At 59.9% G+C, this 20,073-nt stretch carries 17 protein-coding genes and 1 pseudogene; 5 read left to right on the top strand and 13 right to left on the bottom strand.

What is annotated here, in order from left to right:
• Positions 1-90: 90 nt before the first annotated feature.
• The 6 genes from FBY04_RS03995 to FBY04_RS03970 are packed head-to-tail and all read right to left on the bottom strand — an operon-like array spanning position 91 to position 5,518.
• Positions 91-2,034, bottom strand: coding sequence for a response regulator (locus FBY04_RS03995; protein ID WP_145314579.1), 1,944 nt, complete (start codon positions 2,032-2,034; stop codon positions 91-93).
• Complete coding sequence (locus tag FBY04_RS03990) at positions 2,024-2,899, bottom strand: sensor histidine kinase KdpD (protein WP_145314578.1); 876 nt, start codon at positions 2,897-2,899, stop codon at positions 2,024-2,026. The genes FBY04_RS03995 and FBY04_RS03990 overlap by 11 nt, the downstream gene beginning before the upstream one ends.
• The gene (locus FBY04_RS03985; protein ID WP_084323467.1) at positions 2,892-3,902 is read right to left on the bottom strand and encodes an ATP-binding protein; all 1,011 of its coding nucleotides are present in this window, start codon (positions 3,900-3,902) and stop codon (positions 2,892-2,894) included. Before FBY04_RS03985 ends, FBY04_RS03990 begins: the two co-directional genes overlap by 8 nt.
• Positions 3,899-4,303 (bottom strand): ATP-binding protein, encoded by a 405-nt coding sequence (locus FBY04_RS03980; protein WP_145314577.1) that lies wholly within the window; start codon positions 4,301-4,303, stop codon positions 3,899-3,901. The genes FBY04_RS03985 and FBY04_RS03980 overlap by 4 nt, the downstream gene beginning before the upstream one ends.
• Positions 4,300-4,662 carry an STAS domain-containing protein gene (locus FBY04_RS03975; protein WP_084323448.1) on the bottom strand — a complete coding sequence of 121 codons (363 nt, stop codon included), beginning with the start codon at positions 4,660-4,662 and terminating at the stop codon, positions 4,300-4,302. Before FBY04_RS03975 ends, FBY04_RS03980 begins: the two co-directional genes overlap by 4 nt.
• 4 nt (positions 4,663-4,666) lie before the next feature.
• On the bottom strand, positions 4,667-5,518 hold the full coding sequence (locus tag FBY04_RS03970) for an STAS domain-containing protein (RefSeq protein WP_084323447.1): 852 nt from the start codon (positions 5,516-5,518) through the stop codon (positions 4,667-4,669).
• 202 nt (positions 5,519-5,720) lie between these two features.
• Between FBY04_RS03970 and FBY04_RS03965 the strand changes: the two genes are divergently transcribed.
• Complete coding sequence (locus tag FBY04_RS03965; RefSeq protein WP_090473922.1) at positions 5,721-5,909, top strand: hypothetical protein; 189 nt, start codon at positions 5,721-5,723, stop codon at positions 5,907-5,909.
• A gap of 63 nt (positions 5,910-5,972) precedes the next feature.
• Here FBY04_RS03965 and FBY04_RS03960 read toward each other — a convergent pair whose 3' ends face one another.
• Positions 5,973-6,494, bottom strand: coding sequence for a DUF4142 domain-containing protein (locus tag FBY04_RS03960; protein WP_145314576.1), 522 nt, complete (start codon positions 6,492-6,494; stop codon positions 5,973-5,975).
• A 216-nt stretch (positions 6,495-6,710) separates the two neighbouring features.
• On the opposite strand from FBY04_RS03960, the gene FBY04_RS03955 reads away from it, so the two are divergent.
• A complete protein-coding gene (locus FBY04_RS03955) occupies positions 6,711-6,953 on the top strand; it encodes a DUF465 domain-containing protein (protein WP_033061630.1) in 243 nt (80 codons plus the stop codon).
• A gap of 108 nt (positions 6,954-7,061) precedes the next feature.
• Complete coding sequence (locus FBY04_RS03950) at positions 7,062-7,283, top strand: hypothetical protein (RefSeq protein ID WP_145314575.1); 222 nt, start codon at positions 7,062-7,064, stop codon at positions 7,281-7,283.
• A 109-nt stretch (positions 7,284-7,392) separates the two neighbouring features.
• Here FBY04_RS03950 and FBY04_RS03945 read toward each other — a convergent pair whose 3' ends face one another.
• The 6 genes from FBY04_RS03945 to FBY04_RS03920 all read right to left on the bottom strand — a co-directional run bounded on the left by FBY04_RS03945 (position 7,393) and on the right by FBY04_RS03920 (position 14,776).
• Positions 7,393-8,421, bottom strand: a complete 1,029-nt coding sequence (locus FBY04_RS03945) for an SMP-30/gluconolactonase/LRE family protein (RefSeq protein ID WP_371927702.1) — start codon at positions 8,419-8,421, stop codon at positions 7,393-7,395.
• Between the two features lie 68 nt (positions 8,422-8,489).
• The gene (locus FBY04_RS03940; RefSeq protein WP_145314573.1) at positions 8,490-9,629 is read right to left on the bottom strand and encodes an SRPBCC family protein; all 1,140 of its coding nucleotides are present in this window, start codon (positions 9,627-9,629) and stop codon (positions 8,490-8,492) included.
• A gap of 105 nt (positions 9,630-9,734) precedes the next feature.
• Positions 9,735-10,598, bottom strand: a complete 864-nt coding sequence (locus FBY04_RS03935; protein WP_084322794.1) for a LysR family transcriptional regulator — start codon at positions 10,596-10,598, stop codon at positions 9,735-9,737.
• A gap of 947 nt (positions 10,599-11,545) precedes the next feature.
• Positions 11,546-13,393: an amidohydrolase gene (locus FBY04_RS03930; RefSeq protein WP_145314572.1), complete on the bottom strand. Its 1,848-nt coding sequence runs from the start codon at positions 13,391-13,393 to the stop codon at positions 11,546-11,548.
• A 293-nt stretch (positions 13,394-13,686) separates the two neighbouring features.
• Complete coding sequence (locus FBY04_RS03925) at positions 13,687-14,001, bottom strand: SCP2 sterol-binding domain-containing protein (protein WP_145314571.1); 315 nt, start codon at positions 13,999-14,001, stop codon at positions 13,687-13,689.
• Between the two features lie 64 nt (positions 14,002-14,065).
• A complete protein-coding gene (locus FBY04_RS03920) occupies positions 14,066-14,776 on the bottom strand; it encodes a histidine phosphatase family protein (RefSeq protein ID WP_084322797.1) in 711 nt (236 codons plus the stop codon).
• Positions 14,777-14,974: 198 nt separating this feature from the next.
• Between FBY04_RS03920 and sohB the strand changes: the two genes are divergently transcribed.
• Both sohB and FBY04_RS03910 read left to right on the top strand, forming a co-directional pair.
• Positions 14,975-15,997 (top strand): protease SohB, encoded by a 1,023-nt coding sequence (gene sohB, locus FBY04_RS03915; protein ID WP_145314570.1) that lies wholly within the window; start codon positions 14,975-14,977, stop codon positions 15,995-15,997.
• A 188-nt stretch (positions 15,998-16,185) separates the two neighbouring features.
• A pseudogene (locus FBY04_RS03910) lies at positions 16,186-20,032 on the top strand (dermonecrotic toxin domain-containing protein).
• Positions 20,033-20,073: the final 41 nt, after the last annotated feature.

The following is a 20,073-nucleotide window of genomic DNA, read 5'->3' as shown; positions in this document are numbered from 1 at the left end:
TAAATCAGAAGATCGCAGCCTTCGGCAGCTCCTGCATTTTGAGTCGGCGTACACCGGTGGGAGCTGGCGCAGCCTGCGATCTTTTGATCTTCAGGCGCTGTCGAGAGTGCGGCGCACTTTGTCCAGCAGTTCGCTGATCTGGAACGGTTTGATCAGCATGTCCATGCCATTGCCGAGGAACACCTGGCGGTTAAGGGCATTTTCCGCGTAGCCGGTCATGAACAGGATCGGCAACCCTTCTCGCCAGCTACGGGCGACGTCCGCCAGTTCCCGGCCATTCATGCGCGGCAAGCCCACGTCCGTCAGCATCAGATTGATGGAAGGGTCGTTTTGCAGACGTTCCAGCGCACCTTCGATATCGCCCACCTGCGTGCAGCGATAACCCGCATCCGCCAGCACTTCGGCAACGAACATGCGCACCGCCGGCATGTCTTCGACAATCAGCACGTGCTCGCCGGAGCCTTGCGGGTCCACGACTGAAGGTTCTTCTTCAACGGAGGTCGGGTCCGCCGAGGCAGGCAGCATGATGGTCACTTCGGTGCCGCGTCGCGCCACGCTGCGGATGTGCGCGTCGCCCCCGGATTGCCGGGCGAAACCGTAAATGCTCGACAGCCCCAGCCCGGTGCCCTGGCCCAGCGGCTTGGTGGTGAAAAACGGGTCGAACACCTTGTCGATCACACTGTGTTCGATGCCGGTCCCGTCGTCGCGTACCGACAGCGCGACGTACGCCCCGTCCGCCAGTTTCAGGTCCCCGTGGGAGTACGCAGCGTAGGTGCTGACCCAGATATTGCCGCCCAGGGGCAGCGCATCGCGGGCGTTGATCACCAGGTTCAGCACCGCACTTTCCAGTTGAATCGGATCGACCAGCGCAATCGCAGCTTTGGAGGTCAGTTCGAGTTTCAGCGCGATGTGTTCGCCGATGGTGCGTACCAGCAATTCTTCCAGCGAACGGATGTGTTCGTTGATGTCCACCGGCCGTGTATCGAGCGGTTGCTGGCGGGCAAAGGCCAGCAAGCGATGAGTCAGCGACGCGGCGCTGGTGGCCGAGTTCAGCGCCGCTTCGGCGTACAGAACGACCTTGTCGGTGCGCCCGTTGGCGACGCGTTTCTGGATCAGCTCCAGGCTGGTGATGATGCCGGTCAGCAAGTTGTTGAAGTCATGGGCGATGCCGCCGGTGAGTTTGCCCAGCGCATCCATCTTCTGCACCTGCAGCAACTGCGCTTCGGTACGCACCCGTTCGGCGATTTCATGTTCCAGCTGCGACGTCGCATCATCCAGCCGGGCCAGGTGCGAGCGTTCACGGTGGCGATGTTCAGTGACGTCCTCGACGAACACCAGGCTCAGCTCCGGCGTGCGATAGGGCGAGATCTGCCACTCGGTTTCCCGTAGTTCACCTTCGACGCGCATGTTCAGCGTGCCTTTCCAGCGTTCGCCAGCGGACAGGCGCATACGCAGTTCGTCGAGGATGATCTCCTGCTGGTCGGCGAAGCACTCGCGCAAGGCGTCCGGGTCGTGATTGTCCTGAATCAGCCGGGCGAACGCGTGATTGCATTCATGCACCTTGAACTGGGCGTCCAGCACGGCGATGGGTGCCGAGACGTTGACGAAAATCTCGCGAAAACGCGCTTCGCTTTCACGCAGAGCGTTTTCGGTATCGCGAACCCGCAGCAGCGTGCGCAAGGTCGCGAGCAACACATCCGGGTCCACGGGGTGGATCAGGTAGGCATCGGCACCGGCGTCCAGGCCGGTGATGATGTCGCCGGTCTGGATGGACGCGGCGGACACGTGGATCACCGGGAGCAGGGCGGTGGCGGCCTCGGAGCGCAGTTTGCGCACGATGTCGAAGCCGCTCATGTCCGGCAGGTTGACGTCGAGGATCAGCGCGTCGATGAACTCGCTGTCGATCAGGGCAAGCCCGTCGCCACCCGTACCCGCTTCAAGCACGGCGTAGCCATGCGGTTCCAGACGTCGACGCAGGGCGTAGCGCGTGGCGGCGTTGTCATCGACGATCAGCAGGCGGATATCACGTTTCATCGGCGGGCTCCATGGCGATGGCCAGCGGGATGATCACAAAGAAGGTCGAGCCGACCCTCGGTGTACTCTCCACCCCGACGTCACCTCCCAGCAGTGCTGCGAAGCGTTTGCACAAGGACAGACCCAGGCCTGTGCCGCGCAAGCGTTTTTGCAGGGGCGAGTCGACTTGGGAAAAGTCCTCGAACAATGCGCCATGCAGCTCCGCCGCGATACCTATTCCGGTATCGGTCACGGCGAAGCGGACCTGGTCGCTGCCCTCCAGCCGCGCCGAAACGCGGATTTCGCCGCGGGTGGTGAACTTCAACGAGTTGGAAATGAAGTTGCGCAGTATCTGCGCGAGCTTCTTGTCGTCGGTATAAAGCCGTGGCAGGCCGACGGGTTCTTCGAAAATCAGGTCCACGGCGCTGGCATCGACAATCGGGCGGAACATGCCGCGCAGCGCGGCGAACAGGTCGAACATGTCGAACCAGGCCGGCGATATGGTGATGCGCCCGGCTTCGATTTTCGCCAGGTCCAGCAGGTCGTCGACCATGTCGCTGAGCTCGCGTGCGGCGGTGCTGACGAACGCCACCTGCTTGTGCTGTTCCACGCTCAACGGTCCGTCGAGTTCATCGGTCAGGATACTGGCGATGCTCAGGATCGAGCCCAGGGGGGTGCGGAACTCGTGGCTCATGTACGACAGGAAACGGCTTTTCAGGTCCGAGGCCTGGCGCAACTGTTCAGCCTGGGTTTCGAGCTCGGCGTACAGCGCGAGCACGCCCTGGTTGGTCTCGTCCAGCTCTTCGCGCAGGGCGTTGGCTTCGCTTTGCAACTGCGCGATCAGCGCAGCTTGTTCGTCGATCTGACTCAGGGGTATCTCAGCCATGGGCTGTCTCCAGAGCGATGACCAACACCGTAACGTCGTCCCGTCCACGGCAGAAATCGCGGTGCAGAATGGCGGCAATCACGGCGGGATGGCGGTGCACCAGGCCGGGGTAATCCTGCAGGTTCCAACGGGACTGCAGACCGTCGCTGTACATGATCAACAAATGCCCGTTCACGTGTGCATAGTCAAACGGCTGCGCCTTGCGGTATTGCCCGCCGACGATGCCGGGGTGGGAGGCCATGCCGCGGGATTTGTCCGGGGCGATCAGGCAGGCGCCGATGTTGCCGATGCCGACGAATCTCAGCGCGTTGGCCTCGCCATCGAACTGAGCGATGGCCAGCGCACCGCCACGGGTACCGGTCATGGCGATATGGATGTCCTCGAGCAACAGCACCGGCGAAGTGAACGGCGACCGGGCAAAGGTTTTTTCGCCGGCGCGGGCGGCACGTTCAGCTTCTTCGCCATGCCCCAGGCCGTCGATCACCAGCGCACTGATGCGTGGTCCGTCGAAGGCCAGGTGAAAGACGTCACCGCAGGCCGGATCGTCATGCAGCGAATGCTGGCTGACGCCGACGCGTCGGTCCGGTGCCTTGTCGCTGCGCGGGTAAAAGCGCGTCAACAGCACCGCACCACGCGCATCGGCATAGGTATCGAATACGTCGGTCTGGCGCGACACTGCGCCAAGCCCAATGCCCTGGGTGCCGCGGGTGGAAAACCCGTCGGCCAGGCACGCCTGCAAATCAAAGCCTTTGGCACGGTCGATGGCGAGCATTTCGATGCCCGCCCCTGAAAGGCGTGGCACCACTCTCAGGTGCATTTCGCCCCGGGTGGCGTGCTTGAGAATGTTGCTGGCAAGCTCGGTGGCCACCAGCGCCACACGCCCGGCATCCGTAGCGTCAAAGCCGTTTTTTTCTGCGAGGTGCTGAGCGGTGCGGCGAGCGTGACCGATCTGGCTGCTGTCTTCGATGATTAATACCTGCGTCATCGAACCGCCGATATTCATGTCCATCGGGTGATCGTTATGCGCGTGCCTTTGCCGGGCTCGGTGTCGAGTTCGAACTCTTCCACCAGCCGCTTGGCGCCGGTCAGGCCCAGCCCCAGGCCGCTGCCGGAGGTCCAGCCGTCGGTCATTGCCAACTTGATGTCGAGGATGCCCGGGCCTTCGTCGCGAAAGACCAGGCGCAAACCGGTGCGCGCATCTTCGTCGAGAATTTGCCAGTCCATGTCACCGCCACCGCCATACACCATGGTGTTGCGCGCCAGCTCGCTGACGGCAGTCACCAGTTTGGTCAGGTCGATCAGGCGCATGCCGCATTCCTGGGCGAGTTTGCGCGCCATTTGCCGGGCCAGCACGACGTCCTGCTCGATTTGAATAGGCTGGCTGCCGCTGCTGCGCACGGTCATTGCTCGCGTACTCGATCCTGAAGCAGTTTCATCCCGCGTTCGACATTCAGCGCCGTGCTGACGCCGGGCAAGGTCAGGCCGAGCTCCACCAGGGTGATGGCGACAGCAGGTTGCATGCCCACCAGCACGGTCTGGGCATCCATGATTTTCGACAGCCCGGAAATGGTGCCGATCATCCGGCCGATGAACGAATCGACCATGTCCAGCGCAGAAATATCGATCAGCACGCCCCGGGCGGATGTCCGGCTGATGCGCTCGGACAAATCATCCTGAAGCGTCAGGGCCAACTGGTCATGCATGTCGACCTGAATGGTCACCAGCAGGAAGTTGCCCATCTGCAAAATCGGAATACGCTCCATCGGCTCAGTCCGCCTTGCTGACGGTGATGCCCAGTCGGGTCAGGGCCAGTTTCAGCGCATCGGCCAGGTTGGCTTTGGTGACCACGCCTTGCAGGTCCAGCCCCAGGTGCACGATGGTCTGGGCGATTTGTGGACGCACACCGCTGATGATGCAATCGGCACCCATCAGGCGAATGGCCGTCACGGTTTTGAGCAAGTGCTGGGCGACCAGAGTGTCGACGGTCGGCACGCCGGTGATGTCGATGATGGCGATTTCCGAGCCGGTGTCGACGATGCGCTGCAACAGCGATTCCATCACCACCTGGGTGCGTTGCGAGTCGAGGGTGCCGATCATTGGCAGCGCCAGTACGCCGTCCCAGAGTTTGACCACCGGGGTCGACAATTCAAGCAGTTCTTCCTGCTGACGCTTGATCACCGCTTCGCGGGATTTCTGGAACGTGCGGATCGTGTGCATGCCCAGCGCATCGAGCAGTTCGGAGGCTTCCCAGAGTTGTTCGGCCAACAGTGCCGGGTCGTCCTGGTAATGATTTTGCAACAGTGCGAACAGAGGGCCTTTGAGCGCGAAGATGAAACTGGCGGTCTGCTGCGAGTCCTGGCCGAGCAGGGCGCGGCTATGGGAGAGCTTTTCCAGAAACTGGCGAATCTCGTCCCAGCCTGGCGCCGCTACATTCTGGCTGTTGCCGTTTTCAAGGCCGGCGATGATCAACTGCAGGAATTCCGAAGTCTGCTGCTTCAGATCCAGCTCTTTTATATTGCGTGTGGCACCACTGGTCTCAAGGCCGTGGGCCCAATCGGCAAGGAGTTGCGCCTGATTTGTCTTCATCGCATTGAGTGTGGTGGTTTGCAGTGCTGCCATGTGCCTTGACTCCCTGAAAAGTGTGCGTCGATTCCTCAAAAAACGACCGGTGCAAGTCAGTGACATTTCTCGTATGAAATAGTTGTTTTCTCCCGCGGGATATTTTCATCCGGCGCACCGATGGAACGATGCCTGCCGCAAAGCTTCGAATTCACAAGGCCGGTGTTTCAGCCGCGCGATGCCAGTGATGAAAGAGGTGCATATGACCGATCAACGTGAGCTTGAGGAAAACGCTAAAACCGCCGAACCGGAAAGCGCCGATAAAGCGGTTGACCAGAAGAATCGCAACACCGACAACGACAATGAGTTCAGCCCGGGCTTCAAGCCGCATCCGGATCGCGCTAAACCTGGCGAGGAGACGGACGCCGACATCGATACCGACGGCGGCTAGTACCGGTTACCGACGCAAAAAAATACCGCCTCCCTGGAGGCGGTATTTTTGTTTTGGTGCGCGTTACTTGCCTGGATGGGCGGCTTGCAGTTTTTTCGCCGCAGACAGGTGTTTTTCCAGGCCCGGCAACATTTTTTGTGCGAAACCTTTCAGTTCGGTGGCGCCTTTGACTTTGTCATCGGTCACGGTGTTGGCTTCTTTCTTGAATAATTCGATGGTTTCTTCGTGCGCCTTGACCTGATTGTCGGCGAACGCGGCGTCGAACGACTCGTCACGCATGTCGAGGATTTTTTCCTTGGCCTGCTTCACCAATGTCGTGGTGTCAGGCACCTCGATGTCGTGTTTCTTCGCAATGGCTGCCAGTTCATCGTTCGCCTTGGAATGATCGGTGATCATCATGTTGGCGAACTCTTTGACGTCGGCCGAGGCGCTTTTTTCCAGGGCCAGCCGGCTGGTTTCGATCTCGGCGATGCCGCCAGCGGCCGCCTTGTCGACGAAGTCATTGTCAGTGGCCGCGAAGGCCGCGCCCATGCTGGTGCTCAAGGCTACGGCCAATGTGAGGTGGCGCAGGGTGAATCCGTCCATTGGTTTTCTCCACACAGGTTTTTATGGGCGATCGAGTGATCGTTAATCTGTGGAGGTCGACGGACGGGCAAAGGTTTTATCGGGTTTGCGGCAGGACGACGAACGGACACCGCTGGTCTGATAGGCGGTCGACAGAACCCGCGGACCGAGGCCATTCTGATAGTTGGTGAACGCAATCGATCGCGTTTGCCACCGATCAACCAACGGAGGTGTTCCATGCCGGTGCCACACGACCTTTATCAGGACTTGAAACTTTCAAAGGAAGATATCCAGCAAAAACGCACCAAGGATCCGTTACTGGATTCACTGATCAACAAGTATTCGCAGGCGGACGCCGAGGTGGTAAAGGCTGAAACCGCCCAATCGGATGCGCCCAGTGATGACGCACTGAAGAAGCTCAAGGCGAAGCGAGTGGAGGTTAAGCAAAAGATCGTTGATCGGCTCCAGACTCCATCCTGAAACTCCGTCCAGCCACCGACGACCGGTGGCTGAAAAATTGGAACGGCGATAAATCCCGGCACCTCGAATGATCAGAGTCCGACTTTACGGCTCCATTCGAGGTGCCTCATGAATGACCCAAAGTTCCCGAGCGAAGAGCAGGGCGGCTACGATCCCATCCCCACTCATCCCGAGCCCTTGAGCCCGGGGCGCATCACCGTCAACCCTGAAGATGAACCGGGTATCGACGAACTGCCGTTGGACCAGGACGACGGCACCGATCTCGACCCGGAGCGCGTGCATGAAGAAACCGATAACGCAGTGCGAAATGGCGAGATGGATCCGCGGTAACGTTTGAACGGCACATAACCTGTAGGAGCCGGCTTGCTGGCGATAGCATCAACTCGGTCAACACATTACACCGAGTTGCCTGCATCGCCAGCAAGCCGGCTCCTACAGGTTATTTCGGTGGTTGTGACAACGCGGTGCTCAGCGGCAAGCGCGCCATATGCGTCGCCTTCAACGATCCGAAATACAACCATTCCCCATACTCGCGCACCGTGGTGATCGGCGAGTAATTATCGCTGCTGCCGTCCTGCAGATTGGCAATCACCTTGCCCTCGACATCCAGCCCCAATACAAACCCGCGCTTCTCCACCGGTTTGGGCAGAACGGTCATCGCCCGCACGATCATCTTGCGCACGAAGGGATGCGCGGCCGTGGCATCGAGCAGCGCGTTGCGCGGGGCATACAGCGCCACCCAGAAGCGGTCCCGGCCATTGAACGCGAGGTTGTCCGGCAGGCCCGGCAGGTTGTCGATAAACAGATCGTGGGTGCCGGCCTTCGGACCGCTGAGCCAGTATCGACTGATGCGATAGGCACCGGTTTCGTTGACCAGCACAAAAGCATCGTCCGGTCCCAGGGTCACGCCGTTGGCAAACTCCAGTTTATCCAGCAGGACCGCTGTTTTACCGGTCTGGAAGTCATAGCGCAGCAAGCGACCATCGCCGCCGTGCTCGATGATCGCCTCGCCGTCGTGGCCGTACCCGAAGCGGCTGGAAGCATCACTGAAATAGGCGTAGTGCCCGGACTTGTCGATGACCACGTCGTCGGTGAACCCGAAGTCCACGCCATTTACCGTCGTGGTCAGCGCGATCAATCGGCCCTGAGCGTCCAGCGACAGCAAGCCTTTGACGCCGTCGGCGATCACCAGCAAACCATTGGGGTGACGCGCCAGGCCCAACGGCCGGCCGCCGGTGTCGGCCAGCACTTTTGTGTCCCTGCCGTCGAGGCTGGTGCGAATCAGCCGGCCGTCATGCAGGCCGGTGATGAGGACATTGTCTTCCAGCAGCAAGGCTTCCGGCCCGTCGATATCGTCGGCGCCCACACGCTCCATACCTTTGAGGCGCTGGTTGTCGGCGTACGGCCCACTGGTGAGTGAAGGCGCCGGTGGCGGCGTCCAGGCCACCGGTTGCACCTTGGTCGGCATCAGCAGCAGAAACGCGGCAATGGCCACGATCACCAGCAGCACGACATGGCGAAACTTGACGGTTCTCCTCACACGGTGACTCCCGTCGGAGCCAAATGTTTGTGGGCCATTTCGCGCAAGGCCAGCATCGACGCGGCGGATTCATGATCGATGCGCCGCTTCAGCAAAAAACGGTTGGCAATGCGCATGCCCAGGCCGCTGAACTGGTACTCCAGGGTGCGGACAAACCGCGTGCCATCGCCCTCGGCCTCACATTCGTAGGTCACCTCCAGCGACAGGCCATGATCGCCCTGAGCGCGAGCACTCCAGCGCCGACCGGGCAGATACTCGCTGACCGCCCAGCTTAAATGCCCCTCACGCCCGCCGGCCCTGATGTCTTCTTCGAAGCGCGATCCGGCATGCAGCGGACCGCTTTGGCCCTCGACCTTGAGCGACGACGGGTGCCACTCCGGCCAGCGGGTCGCGGTGCTGGCGTAGGCGAGCACGTCAATCGGGTTGCCGGCAATAGTGATCTGATGCTGCATGCGGGTCATGGGCGTTCTCGTCAGGTACGTGGGCTCCGGTTCCCAATAAAGGGTGCCGAACAGGTAGTCCGTCAGTGGAAAAACGATGTTGAAGTTGCGTTCCTGCATCAATTCCCGGCGGTGATGCAGTTCGTGCAGGCGGCGCATCTGACGGATCCACGGCCAACGCGTCACCGGGTTCGAGGGCGGCAGGTGCTCGCAGGCATGGAACACTTCATAGGTGAGGTAACCGAGGACCAGACAGCCGCCGACCAGACCGGCGACGTTGGCATCGAACTGCTTGAGCATCCACCAGACGGGCAGGGTGATGACGAGCGTATGCACCACGATCAGCCAGGCTGGAAACAGGATCACTCGCCAGTCGCGGGCGCTGTCGTATGTCATGTGGCCGGGCGCGAAGAAGCTGTGATGGTCACCGGCATGGCGGGCATAGAACATCCGCGCGAAGTTTTTTTTGTGATGCCCGAGGTGGCGATGCACCGTGTACACGCCGAAGTTGAAGAACAGCAATGTCAGCGGCACCGCCAGCCATTCCAGCGGTAGCACCTGATGCACGCTGCTCCAGAATGCACCGATGGCCAGCAAGCCGAACAGCAGCACAAACCCTCCGTGCAGCCAAGGGTTGTAGCGTGGATGAATGTCCGCGCGATAGCGGCTGCGAAAAGCCTCGGTGGTCTGCCTCACTGCGTTCACCTGTGGTTATTGTTGTCCCCGCAGATTAGACGATCCCGCCGTTTCCGGCGGGCCGAAGCGAGGGACACAAACGCCATGTTCCGGTGTAAAGCAGACTCAGGTCAGCGGGTTCCAGCGTTGCGACCAGTCATCGTCTGACTGGATGACTTCGCGCAGCAAGTCGAAGGCGTGTTGCAGGGTGGCCGAGTCACGGTCGCGGGAGTAGACCAGATAGGTCGGGTAGCTGAATTCCGGGGCTTTTGGCACTTGTTCCAGTACGCCGCTTTCCAGGTAACTCTGCACCACCCGGGTACGAAAGTAGCCACTGCCGCCGTTTTCCAGAATGTATTGCAAGGCCAGGGGGCCGAGGTTGAAGCTCAGCGCGGCCTTGGCTTTCTCTGGTAACGCGGCATCGTGCTGACGGCGAAAGTCCTGGCCCCAGTCGATGTACACGTAGGGGGCTGGTTTGCCGGCCAGGCGCACCAGAATCAGTTTTTCTTCCAGCACTTGCTCGACTTGCAGACGGGGCCAATATTCGGGCTGATAGACCAGTGCCGCGTCCAGCACCCCCAGTTCCAATTGGCGCAGCAGGTTTTCGCCGTCGCGGATTTCCATGCGCAATGCGTGGCCGGGAATTTTCTCCCGCAGTTCGGCGGCCCAACTGAGCATCAACGGGTTGCACAGACTGACTTCTCCGCCGATGTGCAGCACGTCGTGGTAACCCTCAGGCAGCGGCAAGTCCCGGCGCGCGGCTTCCCAGGTTTCGACCAGTTGATTGGCGTAGACCACGAAGGCTTCGCCGTTCGGGGTCAGGCGAGCACCGGCGCGGTTACGCACGAACAGCGTGCTGCCCAGCTGGTTTTCGAGTTTCTGTACACGTGCGGTGATCGCGGTCTGGGTGACGTGGAGTTTTTCCGCTGCGGCGACGAGGCTGCCGTGGCGGACGATTTCCAGAAAGGTGCGGGCGAGGTCGATGTCCATGGGGTGGCCGGTGCGGGAGATTTGGGCATTGTAAACGGATACGGTTGGAGTCGTTTGTATGGCTTTTTCGCGATGAAGGTGTACATATTGTTGCGGCAACCGCGGCTATTGGTTCCGCCCTTACGGCGGGTCACTTGGAAATGCGCCAAGTAACCAAGCGCTTTTGCCCCTTTCGTTCGGTGCCTCGCTGTGGCTCGACATGCCCTCCTTCCGGTCCTGCTCCGTGGGCCCGCCGCCATCGGCCATCCATGCCGGGTTGCCCACTGCGCAGAACCTCCACTCGGCCTCTCGATGGGGCGACTACCACCACAGCTCCGCGAGGCGGCATTCGGGCCGACCTGGCTCTTGGATTGTGCGCATTCCCCCTGTGGGAGCTAGCAGGCTAGCTCCCACAGGGGATTGTTGGCGGGCATGACATGGGTGTTCACCGCCGATGGCGTTGACGGAAAACAGGTCGGCTATCAGGCCGCCTCGCTTTGTTTTTGATCTTGATCTTGATCTGCCCCGTCGGAAGGCCGAGCGCAGGTTCTGCGCAGTGGGCAACCCGGCAAGGATGCCGGGTTAGCCGCCCCCGGCCATGGATGGCCGATGGCGGCGGGCCCACGGAGCAGGACCGGAGCGAGGGTATGGCGAGCCTAGGCGAGCCACCGTACGTCAGGGGCGCAGGCGCTTGGTTACTTGGCGCTTTTCCAAGTAACCCGCTGTAAAAGCGGAACCAATAGCCGCCGTTACCGCAGTAACGGATATGTACACCATCAAAACCTGCGTCGCCTGAAGCTCAGCCATCGCTAGCAAGCCAGCTCCTACAGGGGTTTTGGGTACATCCGCAAGGTCAGCTCAGCTATCTACCCCGTAACCGAAATTGCCGGCAGCAGGGACCGACGAGGCATCCCCCCGCAGACAAAATTTCAATCACAGCCGCAGAAAGCGCTCTTCAGCGGTTCAACTCAAAATGCAAAACACGAACAGCCAAATGCTCCCCAGAAGCCCTGAAAATCACTGACCGGTGCCGAAGACAACCGCGCCCGTTCATGACGGTGAGCATGCACCGCACAAGCCCCGACGCATTGATGAGCCTGCGCCGTCATCGGCGCCAGCGGTCTCCAATGGCCCGGCACATTAACCACCGGTGACCATTCCGGCACCACCGGCACAGGCGGTGGACCGAGTTTTTCAAACTCGGCGGTGCCATGGACAATCTTGCCATCGACAATCGTCAGTACCGACTCGATCCATTTCACGGCCTCATCCTCGATATGGAAATAGTCCGCCGACAGCGCAATCAAATCCGCCAGTTGCCCGACCTTGATCTGACCCTTCTTGCCTTGCTCGGAAGAAAACCAGGCACTGCCGTGGGTGAACAGCTCCAGTGCGGTGTCGCGACTCAAACCTTGTGGGTGCAACGCCAGACCACCAACGGTACGCCCGCTGACCAGCCAGTACATTGAAGTCCAGGGGTTGTAGCTCGACACCCGCGTGGCATCGGTGCCGGCGCCGACGGGAACGCCCTCGGCGAGCATCCGCGCGATCGGTGGCGTGTGCTCGGCGGCCTTGGCGCCGTAGCGGTCGACAAAGTACTCGCCCTGGAACGCCATGCGATCCTGGATGGCGATCCCGCCGCCCAAGGCTTTGACCCGCTCGATGTTCTGTGGAGTGATGGTTTCGGCGTGATCGAAAAACCATGGCAAACCGTCAAACGGAATGTCGCGATTGACCTTCTCGAACACATCGAGCATGCGGCTGATGGATTCGTTGTACGTGGCGTGCAGGCGGAATGGCCAGCGTTGCTCGACGAGGTGGCGGACCACGGGCTCCAGTTCCTGCTCCATGGTTTGCGACAGGTCCGGACGAGGTTCGAGAAAGTCTTCGAAATCCGCCGCCGAAAACACCAGCATCTCTCCGGCGCCGTTGTGTCGCAGGAAGTCGTCACCCTGGCCGTAATGGGAGGTACTGGTCCAGTTCTTGAAGTCGGTCAGTTCTTCCTTGGGTTTCTGGGTGAACAGGTTATAGGCGATGCGCACCGTGAGCTGTTGGTCCTTGGCCAGTTGCTGAATGACCTGATAGTCGTCCGGGTAGTTCTGATAACCACCGCCGGCGTCGATGGCGCTGGTGACGCCGAGGCGATTGAGTTCGCGCATGAACTGCCGGGTCGAGTTGACCTGATATTCCAGCGGCAGTTTCGGTCCCTTGGCCAGGGTCGAGTAGAGAATCATCGCGTTGGGGCGGGCGATCAGCATGCCGGTCGGGTCGCCATTGGCGTCGCGCTGGATTTCACCGCCCGGCGGGTTCGGCGTATCTCGGGTGTAGCCGACCACTTTCAATGCGGCGCGGTTCAGCAAGGCGCGGTCGTAGAGGTGCAGCACGAACACCGGTGTGTCTGGCGCAGCTTTGTTCAGTTCCTCAATCGTTGGCAGGCGTTTTTCGGCGAACTGGAACTCGTTCCAGCCACCCACCACCCGCACCCATTGCGGCGTGGGCGTGCGGTCGGCCTGATCCTTGAGCATGCGCAAGGCATCGGCCAGCGATGGCACGCCTTCCCAGCGCAACTCGAGGTTGTAGTTCAAACCACCACGGATCAAGTGCAAGTGCGAGTCGTTGAGACCGGGAATCACCGTCCGGCCGTGCAGGTCGATGATTTGTGTGCCCGGACCTTGCAGCGCCATGGCCTGGGCGTCGCTACCGACCACCACGAAGCGCCCGTCCTTGATGGCGACGGCACTGGCCTGGGGTTTCTTGCGATCGACGGTGTGCAGGCGTCCGTTGTACAGAATGAGGTCGGCCGGGGTATCTGGCATGGTTTTACTCCCTGCGAATAGAGGGCTGATCCAGGCACCGACGGCACCTGCCGAAAGGCCTTGCAGTACATGTCGGCGATTAAAGCCTTTGTGGTCGTCAGGTGGGGGCATGGCAATGTTCTCCGCAAAAATGATCGGATTGAACAGCCGATGTCTGACGCATGCGGCCAGAAGGAATATAGACGGCAAATCCGCCGGTAGCCGATTTCCATAGGTGAAAAACGACGAATCCCGCCACAAGGGGCGGGATTCGTGTGCAGCCAGAGAGGCTCCCGAGCGCGGGAGCCGCCGTCTTAGCCTGGGAACAGCTCGGACAGTTTCATGGCCAGCATCATGTCGCCTTCAGCGCGCAGCTTGCCGCCCATGAACGCCTGCATGCCGTCGGTCGAACCATCAACGATGCCTTCCAGGGTTTCGCCGTCCATCACCAGAGTGACCTGGGCGTCAGGGTTTTCGCCTTCTTTCAGCTCGCAGGTGCTGTCCTTGACGATCAGCGAGAAGTTCTTGGTGTCGTCGATGCGGAAACCGAAGACCAGGTCCAGACCGGCAGCAGCGGCTGGGTTGAACTTGGCTTTCATTGCTTGTACGGCATCAGCTACGGAGGTCATGGTTCGATCCTTTCTTGGGTAATAAGAGCTGGGTGATTACAGCCAGGGTCACAATAGTCCGGACTCAGCGAAACGTGATGAGTTCCGGGGCTTTCAACAGCTGCAGATGCGCATGACTGTTGAAAGAAGCCAGTGCCACCTCGCGACCACGAAACTTCAGGTGGTTGAGCGAGGTGTTGACGATTTGCCAGTTAAGTTCAAATGCCTGCCGGGCAGGCATTTGCGTAATGAGGTGGAGCAGGGCGGTGATGGTGCCGCCGGAGGTGAACACGGCGATTTTCTGTGAGTTGTCGGCGCTTTCGAGGATCCGGTGCAGACCGGCCTGCACCCGCTCGACAAAACCCAGCCAGCTTTCAAGGCCCGGGGTGTCATACGTGCCGGCGAGCCAGCGCTCGATGATCAGGGCAAAAATACGCTGGAATTCGGCACGGTTCTGCGCGGCGTTGCGCAGGATCTCCAGCGCTTCGGGCTCGTCGTCGAGCATGGCCGGCAACAGCGCGCGGATTACCGCGTCGGCGTCGAATTCGTTGAAGGCGGAATCGGTTTCCACGATCGGCGCCGGCAAGCCTGCGGCAGCGAACTGTTCCAGTGCGCTGCTGGCGGTATGTTGCTGGCGGCGCAGATCACCCGAGAGGCAGCGATCAAAGCGGATACCCAGCCCGGCGAGGTGCTGGCCGAGGACTTCTGCCTGGCGAATACCGGTCGGCGACAGAACGTCATAGTCGTCTGCACCAAAGGAGGCCTGGCCATGTCGAATCAAATAGATACTGCCCACGTCCGCGTCATCCCGGTACGTTGAAGGTTTGGCGAGGTTATGAGGATGAGGGTGAGCTGTCAATGAAAAAACATACGCTTGTTTGAAATGCCCGTTACAGCTCGTTGCCAGAGGTTTCACGGCTGGTCGCCGGGCCGGCGCATGGGTATGCTGATGTTATCCCGCGCGCGATGAAGCGCATTGTATTGAGGAGTCTCTGTGGAGTTTCTGTCCGAATATGCCAGTTTCCTGGCTAAAACCGTGACACTGGTGATCGCCATTCTGGTGGTCCTGGCCAGTTTCGCGTCGTTGCGCAGTAAAGGTCGGCGCAAGTCGGTCGGCCAGTTGCAAGTCAGCAAACTCAATGATTTCTACAAAGGGCTGCGTGAACGCCTGGAGCAGACCTTGCTCGACAAGGATCAGCTCAAGGCCTTGCGCAAGGTCGAAGCGAAAACCGAGAAAAAGCAAAAGAAAAAACCCGAAGCCAGATCCCGGGTGTTCGTGCTGGATTTCGATGGTGACATCAAGGCTTCGGCCACCGAGAGCCTGCGCCACGAAATCACCGCGCTGCTGACCCTGGCCACGCCCAAGGATGAAGTGGTGCTGCGTCTGGAGAGCGGTGGCGGCATGGTCCACAGCTACGGCCTGGCGTCCTCGCAACTGGCGCGCATCCGCGACGCCGGCGTGCCGCTGACCGTGTGCATCGACAAGGTCGCGGCCAGCGGCGGCTACATGATGGCGTGCATCGGCCAGAAGATCATCAGCGCCCCGTTCGCGATCCTCGGCTCGATCGGCGTGGTGGCGCAGTTGCCGAACGTCAATCGTCTGCTGAGGAAGCACGACATCGACTTTGAAGTCCTCACTGCCGGCGAATACAAGCGCACCCTGACCGTGTTTGGCGAAAACACCGAAAAGGGCCGCGAGAAATTTCAGGAAGACCTGGACGTCACCCATCAGTTGTTCAAGAACTTCGTTTCCCGCTATCGTCCGCAATTGGCGATCGACGAAGTGGCCACCGGCGAAATCTGGCTCGGTGTTGCCGCGCTGGACAAGCAACTGGTCGATGAACTCAAGACCAGCGATGAATATCTGGCCGAACGGGCGAAGAAATCCGAGCTTTATCACCTGCACTACGCCGAACGCAAAAGCCTTCAGGAACGCATCGGCATGGCGGCCAGCGGTTCGGTCGATCGCGTTTTGCTGAGTTGGTGGAGCCGGTTGACCCAGCAACGCTTCTGGTAACTTTTATAGCTTCAAACAAATGAAACCGTGGATTCCCTCCACGGTTTCATTTTTTTTGCCCTTCAGAAGCTCTGCTTTCCGTGCCCAAGCAGCGAAATATCCTATCGTCCCTGTCAATCGCTCCCGCTTTTTCGGGGGCACGGGTCGGGTAGGGTGGTGGTCCTGAAATGACTGCAACGGAATGCACCATGAAAGAACTTCCTCTCGACGTTGCCGGCCCTTCTCCGGTGCCGTCTCTGCAAATGCGCGATGAACTGAAAAGCGCCGTGGACATCGCACTGCCACAATCCCCCAGCCAGTTTGGCGAGCGCTTGATCAAGGAAAAGTGGGGGGCGAACATCGATCCGCAGACTGCCTTGCTGGTGACGCTCGATTACCACTACAAGGGCCATCCTGCACAGGAGGGTATCGAGCAGGGGCAAGTGGCCAGTTCGCGGTCACTGCTGCAAGCCCTGCTTGCCAATTACCAGACCATTGGAGACGGGCGTTTTGCTGAAACGGCCTTTGGTCTGTACACGTCGCCGGACATCGGGCCTTCCGTGCGGATCGTACAGAATGTCGATGAATTCGCCGATCATGGCCGCGGCAATCATGAGACGTATGAAGGCATCTATCGCCAAACGGCTCCACAATCCTATGGCCCGCTGACTCAGATCGATTTGAGGCCGGCGGATTTCAAACGATGGGTGTGGGAGCTGGACCTGCAGGGGCTCTATAAAACGTACCTTGATCACGCCTGGCCGTCGGACGACGTGCTCGCTGCTGCCAGTCCTTACCCCTTGAGAACGTCGGTCAAAGCGGCGTTCGTCATGACCGCCTGGTTGCAGCTTCATGAACAACGCTTGACTCAAAAAGGCCTGGAGCTGGTGATGCAGGCGGCAGGCTTGCCGCCAGACCAGTCTTGGGAAACGCTGACCATCAAGCAACTGCAAGCGCCGACTCGCGTTTCTTCGTACGTCAAAGCCGGCCGTTTGAAACTGTACCGTTATACCGCGACCGATATCTGGGCCTTGCGCGACACCGCCAGTGCCCGGGTGCTGTTGTACATACCGGGCAACTCGTCACCCTTGCATGAGTTCGCCAACGCCACGCAAATGCACCACTGGATCGTCGCGCAGGGCAAGGTCAGCACGACAAAACAGGCATTGGCCTCGCACTTTGCCGAAGGCGATCGCGAGGACGGGACGTTTCACGCCGGTGTGCTGACGGCGCTGGATGGCATGGCGCAGTATCCGGCGAAACACCGACTGACCAACAATGCCGGTTTCTTCAACAACGACGGTTACTGGGGGCCGGACGAGTACATCGGCTACGACGATCCGCCACCGGCGACCGATCCGTTTGCGCAACTGGTGCTGACGATGAAACAGGCAGCCCTGGCCAGCCTCGACAGCATCCGAAGCGATGCCCAGGTCAATCGCGACAACTTAAGTGCAGTCGTTGAACCGCTTGTGCAATGGATCAACCGATTCGGACCCCTGGCACTGTTCGTTCCGGGGGGGCGAGGGAATATTGGCGCTGGCCGGGCTTATTGACGCGGGTTACGGTCTGGATCAGGTGGTCAACGGTAAAACCTCGAACGAACGGTCGGAAGGTGTGACGCGCACCGTTTTTGGTTTGCTCAATGCATTGCCGATAGCCGCAGAAGTGGCGCTGAAGGGTGAAACTGCGGTGGCCCATCCGGAAGAAGGAGGTGTGAGGCCTACGCCGGAAATGCCCGTTGCCCCAACGCTACAACCAACCAGCCTGACACTGCCGACACGGGTCGAACTGATCCGCGGCATCGGCTCATCCGTGGCGTCTTTGAGCGATGACGTCCTGGCACAGATCGGCAAAGTCAGCGCGATCTACGACGATATGTTGCGGCTGATGCACACGGGTCATCCACCGACGCCTCTGCTGGCTGACACCATCAGTCGCTTCAAGATCGATCAGGATCTTGGTCCGGGGAGCGCAGCCGAGCCGTTCAACAGCCGTTACGCAGCGCTTCAACACTCGGAGCATGAGTGGGTGCGGCTGTTTCAACGCGAATATCCGGGCCTGCCCAAAAACGCCATTGAGCAAATGCTCGACCGCTACGGCGTGAATCTCCAAGCGACGCCCAACGTGACGGAGGCCAGGCAAGTGTTCGCACGCCTGGACAGCAAGGCACGGCAATACCAGCAACATGTACGTCTCAATCGAGCCTATGAAGGCCTTTATCTTCGTTCCGCGGTTAACCCGGAGTCGGACACACTGGCCTTGCACTCACTCCAGAATCTGCCCGGCTGGCCGAAAAGCCTTCGGATCGATGTACTCGATCAGACTGCCATCGGAAGCGTACTGGACCGCAGTGGTCCACTTGATGCAGCGGATGTCCGACACCTGATCAAGACCCGCGATCATTACCTGCATCACGGTATGCAGACCGACCTCTACCACGCGCTGCTGGGTGTGCTGTCAGAGGACGAGCGATCAGCGTTGCATCTGGTGTCGCTTGATCCGGCCAGTGAATTGCGGCTGAAAATCGGTGATCAGGCTTTACCCCGCTCAGAATTCAGACTCGGCCTCGGGCGAATGGACGCCAGGCTACCCTTCGACGCCCGGGGGCTCAGAGGCGGCGGCTTTCCGGCAACGCCCCAGACCGAGGCGCTGACGCAGCAGATGATGCGGCTGCAACTCAAAGAGATCTATCCGGAATTCACCGATGCCCAGGCGGATGCGGTTCTTCTGCGGGAAGGCTTGAACGCACAGGCTCACATTGAGTGGTTGAAGCAACAGTTGCAGCAACTCGACACCGACCTGACCGGCTGGGTAGATCAGGTGGAGAGCGACGTCCATGGCATGGATCTCGATTTTCTGACCCTGAATGATCCCGGAGCGGCGGGACTGAACGCTGCACAAATCGAAGCCTATAACGTTCAGCTCGGGCAGATTGAAATACAAAGCGAACGTGCAGTTCGAAATGAGTTGGCCGAGCAGTTGGTCGACATTTGGCAACAGCGCGGACCACAGCAGGATCTTCTCCTGGCAGGGGATCAGGTACGCGGCGTCAAGCTGGATCTCGACTTCGAGAACTACCACCGGTTACCCAATTTGAATGTTCGGTTCAACAACGTTCTCGAGTTATCGATGCGTGGCTTCCACCTGACCGAAGAGGAAAGCCTGAACGGGTTTCTTGAGGGTTTTCCAAACCTTGAAGTGCTGAATCTGGAAAGTGTCGACCTGAGTCACTTCAACCGAGGCAGCGACGCGCAACGCTCCTTGCCTCCTGCAATCAATCAAATGCGGCATCTCACTACGCTGAATCTCAGGTCGACAAACCTGACTTTCAGTGAACGCGCGGCTTCTCAACTGACTGATCTGACCCGTTTACGTACTTTGGTGTTGAGCGATAACCCGCTAGGTGTCCCGCCGTTGGTGCTGGGAATGAGCGACTTGCGCTGGCTCGACTTGAGACGTACCCGGATCAGGTCTTGTCCGGTCGGGATTATGGACGAGCCTTGTCTGCTGAGCCTGGACTTACGCAATAACTGGATAAACCGGGTTCCGCAACAGGTCCTGAATCAAGCTATCGCCAGAGACCGCGTGCTGTTGCAGGGCAATCAGTTAACGGACGAGGACACCCTGTTGCGTCTCGTGGACCACCGGAGGCGAACAGGAATCAACGTGTGGTTGAGCGACCCTGGCCCCAATTACGGCAACCCCATCGAGTGGTTACGCGAAGGCGATAGCGGGCAACGGGAAGCCCGAGCATCGACGTGGCAGAGGCTGGCAGCCAGGCCGCTCGGCAGCAGGTTCTTGAGAATAATGGACGGCCTGACGCTGACGGCGGACTTCAGGGTCGATTACTTTGCATTGCAGGCGAGGGTGTGGCGACTTCTCGGCGACGCCGAGGCGTCAGAGGCGCTATGGGCGCGACTGGTTCAGGATATTGAAGCGGCCGAGGTCGACCCTGAAAACCCGTTTACGCTGTTCGCGGCACTTGAGGATCGTGCCCGGTTTTATCGGGATTGGGAGACTATGGGCAGACCCTTTCCGATAAGCGCACAGTAGGGGAGAACCTTGAACCCCGGGCGGGGTTCAAGGTGTGACGA

Source organism: Pseudomonas sp. SJZ080 (assembly GCF_007828295.1).
In the GTDB taxonomy this organism is placed as follows: domain Bacteria; phylum Pseudomonadota; class Gammaproteobacteria; order Pseudomonadales; family Pseudomonadaceae; genus Aquipseudomonas; species Aquipseudomonas migulae_A.
Note: the sequence above shows the minus strand (reverse complement) of the source record. Positions and strands in the feature narration are given on the sequence as shown.

Excerpts from the sequence above, each read along its gene's own strand:
- FBY04_RS03995 (WP_145314579.1), bottom strand. The coding sequence starts at position 2,034 with ATGAAACGTGATATCCGCCTGCTGATCGTCGATGACAACGCCGCCACG.
- FBY04_RS03990 (WP_145314578.1), bottom strand. The coding sequence starts at position 2,899 with ATGGCTGAGATACCCCTGAGTCAGATCGACGAACAAGCTGCGCTGATC.
- FBY04_RS03985 (WP_084323467.1), bottom strand. The coding sequence starts at position 3,902 with ATGAATATCGGCGGTTCGATGACGCAGGTATTAATCATCGAAGACAGC.
- FBY04_RS03980 (WP_145314577.1), bottom strand. The coding sequence starts at position 4,303 with ATGACCGTGCGCAGCAGCGGCAGCCAGCCTATTCAAATCGAGCAGGAC.
- FBY04_RS03975 (WP_084323448.1), bottom strand. The coding sequence starts at position 4,662 with ATGGAGCGTATTCCGATTTTGCAGATGGGCAACTTCCTGCTGGTGACC.
- FBY04_RS03970 (WP_084323447.1), bottom strand. The coding sequence starts at position 5,518 with ATGGCAGCACTGCAAACCACCACACTCAATGCGATGAAGACAAATCAG.
- FBY04_RS03965 (WP_090473922.1), top strand. The coding sequence starts at position 5,721 with ATGACCGATCAACGTGAGCTTGAGGAAAACGCTAAAACCGCCGAACCG.
- FBY04_RS03960 (WP_145314576.1), bottom strand. The coding sequence starts at position 6,494 with ATGGACGGATTCACCCTGCGCCACCTCACATTGGCCGTAGCCTTGAGC.
- FBY04_RS03955 (WP_033061630.1), top strand. The coding sequence starts at position 6,711 with ATGCCGGTGCCACACGACCTTTATCAGGACTTGAAACTTTCAAAGGAA.
- FBY04_RS03950 (WP_145314575.1), top strand. The coding sequence starts at position 7,062 with ATGAATGACCCAAAGTTCCCGAGCGAAGAGCAGGGCGGCTACGATCCC.
- FBY04_RS03945 (WP_371927702.1), bottom strand. The coding sequence starts at position 8,421 with ATGCCGACCAAGGTGCAACCGGTGGCCTGGACGCCGCCACCGGCGCCT.
- FBY04_RS03935 (WP_084322794.1), bottom strand. The coding sequence starts at position 10,598 with ATGGACATCGACCTCGCCCGCACCTTTCTGGAAATCGTCCGCCACGGC.
- FBY04_RS03930 (WP_145314572.1), bottom strand. The coding sequence starts at position 13,393 with ATGCCAGATACCCCGGCCGACCTCATTCTGTACAACGGACGCCTGCAC.
- FBY04_RS03925 (WP_145314571.1), bottom strand. The coding sequence starts at position 14,001 with ATGACCTCCGTAGCTGATGCCGTACAAGCAATGAAAGCCAAGTTCAAC.